Below are 15,560 nucleotides of genomic sequence, written 5' to 3'. Positions count from 1 at the left end.
GTGGCACAGGGACTACGCATCGGCTTGTTCGGTCGGACCGGAGGCCGGCCGGAGACCGCATAACATGTATGCGTTATACTTGTCTGGACCATGCGCCTGACATCCTTCACCGACTATACGTTGCGTACGCTGCTTCATCTCGGTGGCCACCGGGACCGGCTCGTCACCATCCAGGAAATCGCCGACCTGCACGGCATATCGCGGAACCACCTGATGAAAGTCGTGTTCGAACTGGGCCGCAGCGGCGTCATCGAGACCGTCCGGGGGCGCTACGGCGGTTTTCGCCTGGCGCATGCGCCGAAGGACATCAACCTCGGCGACGTCATCCGCAATAGCGAAACCGACTTCTACATGGCCGAATGTTTCGATCCGGTCGGCGTGCCCTGCGGACTGACCGGCGCCTGCCGCCTGAAGGGCGTCCTGCAGGATGCGACGGCCGCGTATCTCGCCACGCTCGACCGCCATACGCTGGCCGACCTCCTGCCGGAACCGCCGCCGCGCGAGACCCCGATCAAGGTGCATCGTAAAAAGACCGTCCGCTGACGGCGCGCCGGTATCGACGCCGCGACGAAGATACCAGACGGCGTAGAGCCCGACATTCATCGCCGGGTCGGCATGCAGGATCTGGAGGCCGTATTTGCCGGGCTTACGCAGGCGGATGGGCGGCCTCGATCGCCGGATAGAACTCGGCGTCTTCGCGCTTCATGCGTTCGAACAGCACGCGCAGGACGCGGTTCGCGTCGGCACGAAAGCCTTCGGGATTGGCTTCGACACGGTCCGCGAGATTCCACCGGTTAGCGAACTCGAAATACGCGCCGGCGATGCCGTCCATCTCGCGCTGGTAACGTTCCCCCAGTCTGGCGAGCCTGGGATTCGCGTCGCTCGCGAGCCCCGGATAGAGCACACTGTCTTCGACCTTGAGGTGGAGCTTCACAGTGCCGCTCAGCTTGATGATGTGCGCGGCGATGTGCGCGGCGTTCTCCACGATCCCGCCTTGCGTCGCCTCGCGCAGGCGCGCGATGCCGTCAAGGATGGCGATGTGCTGGGCTTTGAATTTGTCGATGTTCATGACCGGTCGAGGTTGTCGGAATAGCTCAAGTTTAAGGCGTTTCCTCTAAACATGCAAATGATATACATCTTTAACACCAACGTCGATCCGGCGATTGTTTCTTCATGACTCCATTCTCTCAACAATAGAGCCTCTACAAAAAACCGGGGCGTTCATTCGCCGATGTTCGTCATCCCGAAGATCGATCGCATCTTCATCGATGGGATTTCCGAAGACAGGAAACTCGCCGGAACTCTGGAGGCCATTGTGCAGTTAGCCAGAAAAATGCACTTGAGCACTGTGCCGAAGAGATTGAAACGAAAGCGCAGCTGGATTTTGTTCAGAGCCTCGGTTGTAACGTCGGTCAGGGATTTTATTTTAGCGCCGCAATGAGAAATATCGATGCCGCACAAGAAGCTTCGAGCGCAGAAAGGTGAGTAACGAGGCGCTGCTTGTCGCAGCCTGAAGGCCTTTTTCCTGTCCACCCATTCATCCCGGTTCGCTTATTAGTTTGCCAGGCGCTTCGAGTGCCTGATTGCACCCTCATGTTCTTTCGGAGGCATGCGCGTTCAATCGTCGAAACCGCGAATCCACAGAGTCACCTTGCAGACAATTGGACCAACATATTTTTGGAAACAATAATTAAAAAGAAATTCATTGGGAGGGCCTTGTCCGGTTTGTGCGCTGCGCACGCGTTTGCGGAATCGTCGACTACATTTTTCGGCGCAATCGATATGGCGATTCGCCATATTCAATATTCCCAGCTTGGCGGCTCAGCCACGTCGGGCGGCAGAAGCACCGGCGAGGAAATCGGCATTCGTCATAACTTTTTTGTTGAGATTGGCCGTCCATTCAAAACCCCGGGCCGAGGCGAGGATATCGCCTCCAATCGGTTTATACCGGCGACTCCAATCTCAAACACTCTATAACATTTCCCCCGCAAGCTAACAATCATCCCGGATCAAAACGCACAGATCAATCTACAATTGGTATCCATGCGATTCAATATATGTATTGAATCGAGATCATCTCCTGCGAGAGTGTGGGAATTCGCTGACACATCGCAATGACGAGTGTTGCATGTTAGCGCACAACATTTTTTGATAGCGAGCACCCTTCTCGCGTCCTTACAGGGCGTTACGCCTGCGGATTCAAATATTGTATTGACTGAATCAAAATTAGGATTGGCATTTTATTAAAGCGAAAAGATACCGTTATATGGCGCCGGCGCGAACACGCTCTATTCCGCCGGAACAAAAAAATATTCAATAAACGGAGATAAGCTTGAAAAACCATAAGACACCATGCCATTCCCGCCGTCGAGCCGGATCCAGCGTTTTTACGCTGACGATGCTGGCGGCACTCATTTCAAACGCCTACGCACAATCCGCGTCCGAATCGGATAAAACCGCCGGCAAGGAGAATGTCGAGAAAGTCACCGTGACGGGTTATCGCAGTTCGCTGGCCCTGTCCGCGAACGAAAAGCGCGAAAACATCGGCCTGAGCGATACCGTGTTTTCGGAAGACATGGGCAAGTTCCCCGATCCGAACATCGCAGACGCGTTGTCGCGCGTACCCGGTGTGACGGTCACGCGGGCGTCGATCGATGGCGAGGGCATGAACGTCTCGATCCGCGGCATGGGCCCGGCCTTTACCCGGGTGCTGCTGAACGGTGCGCCGATGGCGTCCGCGTCGGCGGGCAGCTGGGGCGGCAATATCAGCGCCAACCGCGAAGTCGACATGGACTTTCTTCCGTCGGAGCTGTTCCGCAGCGCGACGGTGTACAAGAGCCAGCAAGCCAGCGTCATCGAGGGCGGCATCGCCGGCACCGTGGACATGCGCAGCGTCCGGCCATTCGATAAAGCCGGCTTCCGGTCGGCCTTTACGCTCAGCGGCAACTACCGCGACAGGGACAAGAAACCGGGTACGACGGGTTCGGCCCTGATCAGCAATACGTGGAACACCAGCAGGTTCGGCAAATTCGGGATCCTGGGCGGCGTGGCCTGGGGCATGACGAAGTACCGTACCGACGCATTTGACACGGTCGACATGCGGAATCTCCAGTTGAAATCGTTCCAGGCCAATGCCTCGGACAATCCGAACAGCACGGGGGGCGGATCGCAATCGACACCGGACAAGGTGCCGGCAGGCCTGCCTTTGAACCTGTTGCCGAATTACGCCCGTTCGGTCCTCGTCCCTGGCGCGACGATCGACCGGGCGATGTTATTGGCGCTCAACCCGGGGGCGACCATCCAGCAGATCGACAATGGACTGATGGGCCGCCTGGGCCGGCACCAGGTATTCGAAGGCCAACGCCGCCGCGCGGGCGAAGTGATCAGCGTTCAATGGCAGCCGAACGAAGACTGGAACCTTTACTTCGACACGGTGTTCGCGCAGAAGCGGAATGAGATGGAATGGCAGGCAATGAACGTGGGTACCCGCGCAAACACGCCTATCCCCATCGGCATGGAATTCGACCGCAGCGATTGCACGATCGGCTGCGTCATTACGAAAGCGACCCTGGCCAACACGTTCTGGGGACTGGAATACCGTCCGGATATCGACAAGACCAAGTTCCGTAGCCTTAACCCCGGCTTCGAATGGCGCCCGAGCGACAAGTGGACGATCGACGGCGCATTCAACTACACGCTGAGCAAGTTTTCCCGTGACATGCCGCAGGTTAAGGTTGCGACGATGGCCGCACCGTCCGTCATTACCTACGACAACACGACACCGGGTCAGCCGCCTACGTTCACGGGCAACCTGAATCCCAACGACCCAAGCAACTTCGGCTGGTACCAGGCCGGCCAGGGCATGTCGGGCCTGGTCATGGATTTGTATGAACGCAGCAATTCGACCCGCGGCACGCGCCTGAACGTCAAATGGGGTGACGACGACTTCAGTATCAAGGTCGGCGGCACGTATGACGATATCGAGCGGCGTTACCGCAGCTACACGGTCGCCGATGCGTGGGCCAACGTTACTTGCGGCAACAACCTCAACTATACGTTCTTCGGTCCCAACACCCAGATCCAGAACCCCGGTTGCGACGGACGGTATGCCCCTGGGCCGATGACGAATGCCGCCACCGCGTATCCGGGCTACGGTACGGGTTCTTCAGCCGGCCAGACCACGCCGCTGGCGTACCTCGGCTCCCTCGTCCCGAATGGTGCACTTGTAAATTACCTGCAGCCGACGGACCATGGTTTCATCACCCTAGACTGGAACAAGTTCGCCAAAGACACCAATTACCAATATTTCCGCGACAATATTTACAAGGGTTTCTTTAGCGGCAGTGGCGGCTACATCCGTGAAGCGGTGGGTGGCGCCTATGCCGAAACGAATGGCCGACTGAACGTGTATGGTCGTACCCTGCGCTTCAACGCCGGCGTCCGCTATGCCCGAACGAGACAAACGATCGGCGACCTCGCGGCCACTGCCGATCCTCGCAACGCGACGCTGCAAAACGGCGGCCTCTATCCATCCGTTGCAACCTGGTCGTACGAAACCGTGACTTACCACAACCTGCTGCCGTCGGCGACGCTCGCCTATAACATCACGCCGAAGATGATTGCCCGGATCGCGGCGTCGAAATCGATGACGCGGGCGAATCCCGCCGACCTGCGCCAGACCAGGCTCTCCATCGGCGACCAGGGGGCGCGCCAGGGCAGCATCACCAATCCGGATCTCAAACCGTTCCTGGCCAATAACCTGGATCTGGGTCTGGAATACTATATGTCGCGCGACTCCTATGTTGCCTTGGGCGCGTTTGCGAAGGACATCGTCGACCGTCCCGGTACGCATATCGTGCAGTACTCGCTCGCCCAGCTGAACCAGATCTATGGCACGGTCGGCCTGACGGCAGCGCAACAGCAATCCGTCGATGCGAGCGGTGGTCCGGACAAGCATCTGGTCGAGATCACCGAGCCCTACAACATCGCGACGAAGCTGAAGATTCGGGGTCTCGAACTCACCTGGCAGCAGGCATTGGATATGTTGCCGGTGAAAGGCTTCGGCTTCACCGGTAACTTTACCTACACCAAGCAGAAAGACGAGACCCCGAATGCGCCGCCCGTCTCTGGTGTGCCGCCACGCACCAACAACCTGACCGTGTATTACGAACGTAACGGTGTGAACATGCGCGTGACGCGCCAGTACCAGGCATCGACGGTCGTCAACGTCAACACCGGCCTGACGGTACCAGGAGGCGCCTATGCCTACAGTACGGGGCGCCAACAAGTGGACTTGTCTGCGGGCATGAACCTGCAGAAGGTATTTGGTTTCGGTTACAACACCGACCTGACGTTGAGTGTATGGAACGTGAACAACGCGATCAGCCAGACCTACACGCAATTCAACGGCGCCGTGTTCAACCAGAATATCCCTGGCCGCAGCTATACGCTGTCACTGCGTAGTACCTTCTAACATGTTCTACCGCCCCGCAGTCGCGGGGCGGCGTCCGACTGTCTCCGCACGATGTCAAGGCTCATACTGGATCGCTCTACACCCGGAGCCCGTCCCTCGCGCACCGCCCGCACGTGCCGAAGAAGCGCATGTATCGCCAGGCCCGCCATGTCGGCAATTGGATATGCCAGCGTCGTCAGTTCGGGCCAGTTCGATGTGGCGATCGTGGTGTTACCAAAACCCGTAACAGTCAGATCGCTGGGGACATTCAAGCCGCGACGAAACGCGAGCGCGACTGCCGCAGCAGCCATGTTGTCGCTGCTCGCGAAAATCGCCGTTGGACGTTCCGATAAATCGAGTAATCGTTGTGCCGCATCCAGGCCTGATCGGTAAGTGAAGTCACCGGACACAACCAGATGATCCGACACATCCGCCCCGTTTTCGCTGATGGCACGACGATATCCTTCCAGGCGACGTATGCCGACAATATTATCCCTGGGTCCGGATATGAAGCCGATACGATGATGGCCGAGACGAATCAAGTGGCTTGTCATTTTGTATGCCGCCTCGCGATCGTCGCCATAAAAGGCGCTGACATGCTCGTCGGTCAATGCGGAGCCAACCACTACGGAAGGAATATCCACTTCGCGGAAGGCACTTGTTACCATATCTTCCGTGTAGGGTGATGGCAAGAAGATCATTCCGTCGACCCGTATGTCTTTGGTGACGACCAGATTCACATTATTGACGACAGATTGATCAAGGAGATTCAGCAGAAATTCGCTCAGGAAACGGGAATCCTGGTTGTGAACGACACCGATCCGGACAGTTCTGGAACCGGCCAGAATGCGCGCCTGATCATTCGGCGCGTAGTGCAGTGCCTCGAGCGCAGCGACGACCTTGCGCCGCGTACGCTCACTCACTGCCGACTCCCCGTTCATGGTTCTCCATACGCTCATGACAGAGACGCCAGCGAATCTCGCGACGTCGGCAAGCGTGGGAATTCCGCCGCGTTCAAAACTTCGGCACGTATCGTCGATCCGATATTTCTTCATGGTTTCGAACCCAGGAACGTTTCGTGGGGCTCTGCGCGCTACCACAAGCAACGATATGTCAAAAAAATGCCCTGTCTGCCTTTCAGCGAACAGGGCATTCATACCCGATTCCGGGCGAGAAGAGACGAGAAACTGAGTTACCAAACCATATTACAGCAAAGCACCGAATAACCTGATTCAAATCGTATTCTTGTCGATACAACGAATGAATGGAGTGAAATCCCGTATTGGACTGGTCAATGGACAGGTCGGGGGCGGCGCAGTACCTTGCAGAAAATCTGCACAAAAAATACCATTATTGTATTTCACAATACAATAAATGCATGGATTAGTATTGATAACTGCACTACCCTGATTATGATCGGACCAAACGGCATCCCCCCTGGCCCGATCTGTTTTTTTAATACGCCAACCGGTACACCGTGCCCGCGTACGGCAGGCCTTTCTTGGAGAAGCCAAAATAGACAAGCTTGCCAATCTTCATGTCGGCTGACTCATGATTTAAGGAATAAATCGATGTTCGAATTAAGTCAGCTCCGTTGCTTCGTTGCCGTGGCCGAGGAATTACATTTCAGCCGTGCCGCGGAAAGGTTGAATATGACTCAACCTCCCCTCAGCCGCCAAATCAGGCTTTTGGAACACCACGTTGGCGCGCAACTTCTCGAACGAAATAGCAGAGTAGTACGCCTTACCGCCGCCGGAAAGGCGTTTTTACCCGAGGCAACGCAGATTTTGCGCTTCTCGGAGCAGGCCTCTCTTAAAGCGCGTCGTGTCGCAAAGGGCGAGCAAGGGGCGCTGACGATCGGATTCACGTCCGCTTCCGGATATAGCCTGCTTCCTGAAGTGGTACGCCGATTACGGAGTTTCCGTCCCGGCATTGCACTTTCGCTCAAAGAACTGGTCAGTACAAGCCAGGTCGAAGCGTTGAATGCCAGACAATTGGACATTGGCCTGATGCGCCCTCACCTTTTGAATAACGAGCTTGAAAGCAAGGTGCTACTCAGCGAACGTCTCATGCTGGCCGTGCCTGCGGAAACCATTGATGAATGGCCAAAAGAGCCGACCCTCGATTGCATTCACGGAAAACCTTTCGTCATGTATTCACCACAGGAAGCCAGGCCGTTTTATCACATGCTCAACGCCCGCTTTCAAAAAGCAGGCGTGATTCCGGACATCGTCGAGCATGTCGGCCAGGTCCACACGATGCTGGCGCTCGTGCGAGCCGGACTTGGCGCCGCATTGATTGCCGAAAGTGCAACGAGCCTGCAATTCAATAACGTTGCTTTTCTTCGGATACAAACGGAGCCTGTCGAAACGATCGGCGTCTGGCGGCGGGACAACGACAATCCCGCACTCAGTCTTTTTCTGGAAGAAGTCTTGCCATCGTTTGGAGAGGATGAATAGCCGCGGCCACCATTCAATTAGTGGATCAATCAAGTCATTGATTGATTTGGACAGAATAAGTTAGAAGTATAAGATCGTTTCAGCTTGTCAACGTTATCGAAAACTTCCAGCTTACTCATGAATAGTGCCGTCAAGAATGCTCCCGTCGTAACCGATCTGCGCGTCGTACCTGTTGCCGGCAAGGACAGTATGCTGCTGAACCTGAGCGGCGCCCATGGCCCGTGGTTCACACGCAACGTCATTATCCTGACCGACAGCAGCGGCAACACGGGCCTCGGAGAGGTACCCGGCGGCGAGAGCATCCGCCGCACGATCGACGACGCGCGCCCGCTCGTGGTCGGCAAATCGCTTGGCGAGTACAACAGCGTGCTGGGCGCCATGCGGACAGCGTTCGCGGACCGCGACGCCGGCGGTCGGGGCACCCAGACCTATGATCTGCGTACGGCCATCCACGCGGTAACCGGCGTCGAATCGGCGTTATTGGACTTGCTGGGCCAGTTTCTGGACGTTCCGGTCGCGGCCCTGCTGGGAGACGGCATTCAACGCGACGCCGTCGACATGCTCGGCTACCTGTTTTATATCGGCGACCGTGACCGGACAACGCTGGGTTACCGCTCGGAGCCCGATGGCGAGGATGCCTGGCTGCGTCTGCGTAACCAGCCGGCCATGACCCCCGACGCAGTCGTGAAGCTTGCGGAGGCGGCCCATGCCCGCTATGGCTTCAATGATTTCAAGCTCAAGGGCGGTGTGTTTTCCGCCAACGAAGAGATGGACGCCGCGATCGCCTTGCATGAACGGTTTCCAGATGCCCGCGTCACGCTCGATCCAAACGGGGCATGGTCGCTGAGCGAGGCCATCCGGGTCTGCCGCGACCAGGGCAACGTGCTCGCCTATGCCGAGGATCCGTGCGGCGCCGAGAACGGCTTTTCGGGACGTGAAGTCATGGCGGAATTCCGGCGCGCAACGGGTCTGCCGACCGCGACCAACATGATCGCGACCGATTTCCGCCAGATGGCGCATTCGATCCAGCTGCAGTCCGTCGATATCCCGCTGGCGGATCCCCATTTCTGGACGATGCAGGGATCCGTTCGTGTCGCCCAGTTGTGCCAGATGTTCGGACTGACCTGGGGATCGCACTCGAACAATCATTTCGATATTTCGCTCGCGATGTTCACCCATGTGGGCGCAGCCGCCCCTGGCAAGGTCACCGCAATCGACACGCACTGGATCTGGCAGGACGGCCAACGCCTGACGAAGGAACCCCTGAAGATCGAGGGAGGCGCGGTACGGCTGCCGCAAAAACCGGGGCTCGGGATCGACATCGATATGGTCGAGCTTGAAAAAGCCCATCAGGATTACAAGAACCTGGGGACGGGAGTCCGCGACGACGCGGCCGCAATGCAATTCCTGATCCCCGGCTGGAAATTCGATAACAAGCGCCCCTGCATGTTGCGTTGATTCCAGCAAGCGCCGGCGATCCTCAACCCACGTTCCGCATGCCGCGAATCGAACGGTTGCGTTATCACGCGTCGCCGCCAACATTTGTATTTTTTATTCGTTCATAAAAATAAACTTTGGAGACTCTATGAACAGCAGCAAGAATCGTTCACGACACAACGCCCATACGGGCACCCGCATCCTGCAACTCACCATCCTGGCAAGCATGGTGTCCACCGCCTATGCCCAGGAAGCGGCGCCGACGGCGCCCCAGACGGTGACCGTGACGGGTTACCGCGCCTCGCTGGCCTCCTCCGCGCGCGACAAGCGCGAAGCCACCGGCTTCCAGGACTCCATCTTCGCCGAAGACATCGGCAAGTTCCCCGACACGAATATCGCCGAATCGCTGAATCGCATCCCGGGCGTCCAGGTATCGCGTGAAATCACGGGCGAAGGCGTCAACGTCCAGATCCGCGGTCTCGGTACGAGCTTCACGAAAGTACTGTTGAACGGCGCGCCCGTCGCCGTGGCGTCGACCGGCACGACCGACGCCCAGAGTTCGAACCGCGAGGTCGACCTCGACCTGCTGCCGACGGACCTGTTCACCAAGCTCACTGTCAGCAAGAGCCCGACGGCGTCGATGCTGGAAGGTGGCGCCGCCGGGGTCGTCGACATGCGCAGCGCGCGACCGTTCGACCACAAGGGCGACTTCAATTCGTTCAACGTCGTCGGCACGCGCAGCCAGGTGGCGGGTAAATGGGGCAACCGGGGTTCGCTGGTATCGAGCCGCACCTGGGACAACACCTGGGGCCTGCTGGGTGGCATTGCCTGGGGCAGCACCAAGGTCCATACGACCGGCTACGAGACCATCGGCTACACGAACCCGAATCTCACGGCCGCACAAAACAACAGCCCGACGCGCAACAATACCGGCGGCGGCAACTTCACGATTCCGGCCACCGTACCGTCCAATGCGGGTAACGGATTGACGCCGGGCGCCCCCATCGACCAGGCGTTCCTGCTCGCCCATAACCCGGGCCTGACCATCCAGCAAATCGACAACGCCCTGATTCCGCGCCTGGGGCGCAGCATGGCCGAGTACGGCGACAAGGGCAAGATCACCGCCGTCCTGTCCGGCGAATACCGGCCGAGCGACAGCCTGCACTTTTATGTCGACTCGATGTTCAGCGAAAAACACAATACGCTGGAGCGCACGGACACGTCCTGGGTCGGCCGCAACGGCGCCGTCATTCCGCTCAACATGAAAGTGTCGGGTGGCGACTGCGCCAATGGCTGCGTGGTGGAAAGCGGCACGTTCGCCAATGCCCAGTACTTCCTCGAGTATCGTCCCTATAACGAACGTGTACGCCTGATCGGCGTGAACCCCGGCTTCGAATGGAAACTGTCCGACAAACTGAAGATGGACGGCCAGGTGAACTACACGCGCTCGACCTTCACGCGCCAGTCGCCCACCGTCGGTCCCGTCACGGCACAGAATTCGGGCACGACCATCGATTATCAGAACGGCGCGCTCCCGAGCATTACCAGCAACGTCGACACCTATGATCCGGCCAGCTGGGTCCTCAATACCTCGCAGGGCGGTCGCGTCAGCATCAATGCCGAAGAGCGCATGACCAGGACGCAAGGCGTGCGGTCGTCCCTGACGTGGGGCGACAAGGCCTTCAGCATCAAGGGCGGCTTCGCGTATGACGACATCATGCGCCGCATTACCGCGCGCGACAACACGACGGCATGGCAGAACCTGGTCTGCGCCAACTCGGCCAATTGCCAGGGCCCCGGTTCGCTCGGCCTGGGCATTGCCAACTACCTGGTCCAGGGTCCGGACAACCTGCTGTCGGTCGACTTCAACCGCTTTGCGGCCGCCACCGGTTACGATGCCCTGCTGCAGTCCGCGCCCGTCGCGGGCTCCTCCAACACGGGCGCCAGCACGGGTTATATCGACGAGAAGACGACCGGCCTGTTCCTCCAGGTCGACGGTACGGTGCCTGTATTCGACCGTTCGCTGCGTTACGACGCGGGTGTGCGCTACGTGCGTACCAAGCAGAATGTCGGCGCCTACAACTCCACGGTGGACCCGCGCAACGCGACCCTGCCCGCGGGAAGCACGCCTTTCCCGAACATCAGCCAATGGGTCTATATCGACAAGACCTACAACAATACGCTGCCCTCGGCCAGCCTGGCCTACGACCTCGCCAAGAACCTGGTGCTGCGCGCGTCGGTATCGCGCAGCATGACCCGTGCAAACCCGGATGCGCTGCGCCCCGGCATCAACTTCTCGTCGCCGTCGGCCGATACCGCGACGCTGGGCAGCCCGGATCTGAAACCGTATATCTCGGATAACTTCGATTTCGGCGTCGAGTATTACATGGGGCGCGAGGGCTATCTGTCGGCCACGGTCTTCCAGAAAAACCTGAACGGGTTCACGTTGAACCAGAACGTGACGGTGCCGTTCAGCGCCCTGGCCGCCTACGGCATCACGTACAGCAACCTGACGCCGACCCAGCAGGGCTCGCTCGATGCGCGCGGCGGCCAGAACGCCGCGACGATCGTCACGACGTCGCAGCGCAACGCCTCGGGTCTGCTGAAGGTGCAAGGGCTCGAGCTGGGCTGGGTGCAGCCGCTCGACAAGCTGCTGCCGTGGCGCGGTTTCGGCTTCTCGGAAACGCTCACCATGATCAACCAGAAGGCGAGCGGCGAAGGCTCCGCGGGCTTCGTCGCACTGGGTGTGCCGAAGAAGAGCAACAACTTCCAGGTCTACTACGAAAACCATGGTTTGCTGGCACGCCTGTCGCACACGTATTCGCAGGGCAGCCAGAATTCCGGTCCGAACCAGAACGGCATCACGAACGCAGCATTGTTCGGCGATGATTTCAAACAGCTCGACTTCTCGTCGCAGGTCGACCTGGCGGAAATCATGGACCGCGACAACTATCCCACGCTGACGCTCGACGTCGTGAACCTGACGAACACGACGCGCCGTGCCTACTTCCAGTACCCGAACGCGACGTACACCAGCTACAAGCCGGGACGTACCCTGGCCGTCGGATTGCGCATGAAGTTCTGATGACCATGCCGTCGCGGTGGCCTGGCAGTCCCGCCGCGACAAGACCGTGCATTGCTCCCTCCTGGCTCTCGGGAGTTTGATCGCTCTGCTCACGCGGAGCGATTTTTTTCAATGTGCGAACGACGCATCAGTGTTTTTGATAGAGGGAATCATGCAACACATGTCCGTATTCAAGCGGCGGTTTGCCACGTTCTGGCAAATCGCCTTCGTTCTTGTCATGTCGCTGGGGACGCCGTGGGCCTGCGCGGCGCCGAGTCTCGGTCTCGGCGTCCAGCTCGTTTCTGCAACCCCGAGCGCAAACAGTATCCCGCTCGTGAGTGACGGCAATGCCGCCCCGCTGTACGTGGACAAGGCGGACCACTGGGGCGTCATGCGTGCGGCAACCGACCTGCAAGGCGACATCGACAAGGTCACGGGCGCGAAACCCGCGCTGTCGACCGCGACCGCCAATACACGCACCGCCGTCATCATCGGGACGCTGGGCCACAGCGCGCTCGTCGATGCATTGGTCAGTGCCGGCAAACTCGACGTGAAAGCGATGCGCGGCAAATGGGAATCCTTCGTGATTGCCAACGTCGCCAATCCGATGCCCGGCGTCGAGCGTGCGCTCGTCATTGCCGGCAGCGACAAACGGGGCACGATCTACGGCATTTACGAGATCTCGGAACAAATCGGTGTGTCACCGTGGTACTGGTGGGCCGACGTCCCCGTGAAGAAGGCCAGCGCGCTGTTCGTACGTGCGGGCGCCTGGGTCCAGGGCCCGCCGGCCGTGAAATACCGCGGCATCTTCATCAATGACGAGGAGCCGGCGCTGGGCAAGTGGTCGCGCGAAAAATTCGGCGGCGGGAATTCGAAGATGTACACGCACATGTTCGAGCTGCTGCTGCGCCTGCGCGCCAATTACCTGTGGCCCGCCATGTGGACGAATGCCTTCAACGAGGACGATCCGGACAATCCCCGGCTTGCCGACGCCTACGGCATTGTGATGGGCACGAGCCACCACGAACCGATGGTGCGCTCCCACCACGAATGGCTCGCGCACCGCCGTGACTATGGCAATGGCGAATGGAACTATGCGACGAACGAAGACGGCCTCAAACGCTTCTTCCGCGACGGCATCCGGCGCAACAAGGCCTACGAAAGCATCGTGACCATGGGCATGCGCGGCGATGGCGATACGGCGATGCCGGATGCGGGCGGTCTCGAGGCCAACAAGAAGCTCATCGAGAAAATCATCCACGACCAGCAGCAGATCCTCACCGAAGAGATGGGCGTCGACCAGCGGCAAGTGCCGCAGCTGTGGGCGTTGTTCACCGAGGTCCAGAAGTATTACGACGCGGGGCTCAAGGTCCCCGACAACGTCACCCTCCTGTTCACGGACGACAACGTCGGCAACCTGCGCCGACTGCCGACGCCGGCGGAGCGCAAGCGCAGCGGCGGTTCGGGCATCTACTTCCACATGGACATGAATGGCGGCCCGTTCTCGTACAAGTGGCTCAACAGCAATCCGCTGCCCAAGATCTGGGAGCAAATGAATCTCGCCCAAGAATACGGTGCGAACCAGATCTGGATCGCCAATGTCGGCGACCTCAAGCCGCTGGAAGTGCCGATCGAGTTCTTTCTCCGCCTTGCGTGGAACCCCAAAGGCATGGGCAAGGACGATATCGCCGGCTGGACGCAACGCTGGGCCGAACGCGAATTCGGGCCGCAGCACGCCGCGGAAATCGCCGACCTGGTCGCGAAATACGCGAAATACAATGCCTGGCGCAAACCGGAGCTGGTGCGGCCCGATACGTTCAGCCTGGTCAATTACCGCGAGGCCGAACGGGTGTCCGAAGCGTGGAACGCGCTGGCGAAACGCGCCACGCTGCTGAAAACCTCGATTCCCGCGGACCAGCAGGACGCGTATTACGAACTCGTGCTGCACCCTATCCTGGCGCTCTCGAATTACATCGATCTTCAGATTGCAGCAGGCCGCAACCATCTGTACGCCAAACAGGGACGCTACGCCGCGAACACGCAGGCCGAGCGCGTCCGCGCGCTGTTCAAGCGCGACCAGGACCTGTCGGATTTTTATAACACGCAGGTGGCGGGCGGCAAATGGAATCACATGATGGACCAGACCCACATCGGCTACCGCGACTGGCGTTCTCCACCCGAAAACGTCATGCCGGCGACCTCCTCCGTCCCCGCCGGCGCCGCGGGTGAATTCGGTGTCGCCATCGACGGTTCCGACCAGGCCTGGCCGGGCGGCGCCGACGTGCCGACCCTGCCCTCCTTCGATTCCATCAACAAGCAGCGCTCGTATATCGACGTGTTCTCGAAAGACGGGCGCCCGCCGCGCTTCACCGTCGACGCCGACAAACCATGGGTCAAGCTGTCGCAGGCGCCCGCGCCCGACGGAAGCAACGACCAGCGCATCTGGGTCGATATCGACTGGACCCGCGTTCCGGTCGGGTCTGCACAACTGGGGCAAATCACGGTCAGCGAAGGCAACCAGCGCGTCGTCGTGCGGTCGTACGCGACCATCGCCGTCGGCGACGAGACCAGGGCGGCGGCCGGCGCGTTCGGCGGCCAGACCGGCCCTATCGCGTTCGATGCCCAGGATGCCGTGCGCAACATCCCTGGCAAATATGCCCGCTGGGAGTGGTTGCCCGACTATGGACGGGGCCCGGGCGCGATGACCGTGTTTCCGGTCACGGCACGTACCGCACCGTTTGCCGACTCGCCGCGTCTCGAATACCCGGTCTATTTTGCGTCGGCCGGCACCTGGCAGGTCGATCTGGTGACGGCACCCACGCTGGACAATTATCCGGGACGCGAGTTGGCCGTCGCCGTTGCCATCGACGACGACACGCCGCAGGTCGCTCGGGTCTTCACACCGACGACGCGAGCGGACCAGACGTTCCTTGGAAAATATCACTACAAAAATACGTCCGAGAATGCACGTACCATGCGCTTCACTGTGAAGGTGCCCGGTCCCGGCAAATACGACCTGAAGATCATCATGGTCGACCCGACGATCGTCGTGCAGAAAATCGTCCTGTACGATAGCGCCCTGCCCGACAGTTATTTCGGGCCGCCGTCGACCCCACGCAATCCGCCTGCCCACTGAGCGATTGATCAC

9 protein-coding genes are annotated in these 15,560 nt (G+C 59.4%); 7 read left to right on the top strand and 2 right to left on the bottom strand.

Annotated features, from left to right (window positions below):
- The first annotated feature begins 90 nt into the window (after nucleotides 1–90).
- Nucleotides 91–543 (top strand): Rrf2 family transcriptional regulator, encoded by a 453-nt coding sequence (locus ASD28_RS06905; protein ID WP_056125707.1) that lies wholly within the window; start codon nucleotides 91–93, stop codon nucleotides 541–543.
- Nucleotides 544–646: 103 nt separating this feature from the next.
- Here ASD28_RS06905 and ASD28_RS06900 read toward each other — a convergent pair whose 3' ends face one another.
- The gene (locus tag ASD28_RS06900; protein ID WP_056125705.1) at nucleotides 647–1,069 is read right to left on the bottom strand and encodes a hemerythrin domain-containing protein; all 423 of its coding nucleotides are present in this window, start codon (nucleotides 1,067–1,069) and stop codon (nucleotides 647–649) included.
- 290 nt (nucleotides 1,070–1,359) lie between these two features.
- Here ASD28_RS06900 and ASD28_RS33310 point away from each other — a divergent pair, with 290 nt between their 5' ends.
- A complete protein-coding gene (locus ASD28_RS33310) occupies nucleotides 1,360–1,485 on the top strand; it encodes a hypothetical protein (protein WP_371831790.1) in 126 nt (41 codons plus the stop codon).
- 847 nt (nucleotides 1,486–2,332) lie between these two features.
- On the top strand, nucleotides 2,333–5,473 hold the full coding sequence (locus ASD28_RS06890) for a TonB-dependent receptor (protein WP_156403766.1): 3,141 nt from the start codon (nucleotides 2,333–2,335) through the stop codon (nucleotides 5,471–5,473).
- On the opposite strand, the gene ASD28_RS06885 is transcribed toward ASD28_RS06890, so the two are convergent.
- Complete coding sequence (locus ASD28_RS06885; protein ID WP_229412108.1) at nucleotides 5,470–6,609, bottom strand: LacI family DNA-binding transcriptional regulator; 1,140 nt, start codon at nucleotides 6,607–6,609, stop codon at nucleotides 5,470–5,472. The two genes, ASD28_RS06890 and ASD28_RS06885, sit on opposite strands and share 4 nt — an antisense overlap.
- A gap of 414 nt (nucleotides 6,610–7,023) precedes the next feature.
- Here ASD28_RS06885 and ASD28_RS06880 point away from each other — a divergent pair, with 414 nt between their 5' ends.
- The 4 genes from ASD28_RS06880 (at nucleotide 7,024) to ASD28_RS06865 (ending at nucleotide 15,548) form a co-directional block, all read left to right on the top strand.
- A complete protein-coding gene (locus ASD28_RS06880; protein WP_056125698.1) occupies nucleotides 7,024–7,911 on the top strand; it encodes a LysR family transcriptional regulator in 888 nt (295 codons plus the stop codon).
- A 117-nt stretch (nucleotides 7,912–8,028) separates the two neighbouring features.
- The gene (gene gudD, locus ASD28_RS06875; protein ID WP_056125696.1) at nucleotides 8,029–9,369 is read left to right on the top strand and encodes a glucarate dehydratase; all 1,341 of its coding nucleotides are present in this window, start codon (nucleotides 8,029–8,031) and stop codon (nucleotides 9,367–9,369) included.
- Between the two features lie 127 nt (nucleotides 9,370–9,496).
- Nucleotides 9,497–12,433: a TonB-dependent receptor gene (locus ASD28_RS06870; protein WP_056125694.1), complete on the top strand. Its 2,937-nt coding sequence runs from the start codon at nucleotides 9,497–9,499 to the stop codon at nucleotides 12,431–12,433.
- Between the two features lie 151 nt (nucleotides 12,434–12,584).
- On the top strand, nucleotides 12,585–15,548 hold the full coding sequence (locus ASD28_RS06865) for a glycosyl hydrolase 115 family protein (protein ID WP_156403767.1): 2,964 nt from the start codon (nucleotides 12,585–12,587) through the stop codon (nucleotides 15,546–15,548).
- The last annotated feature ends 12 nt before the right edge of the window (nucleotides 15,549–15,560 follow it).

This window comes from Massilia sp. Root133 (assembly GCF_001426525.1).
In the GTDB taxonomy this organism is placed as follows: Bacteria; Pseudomonadota; Gammaproteobacteria; order Burkholderiales; family Burkholderiaceae_D; genus Telluria; species Telluria orientalis.
Note: the sequence above shows the minus strand (reverse complement) of the source record. Positions and strands in the feature narration are given on the sequence as shown.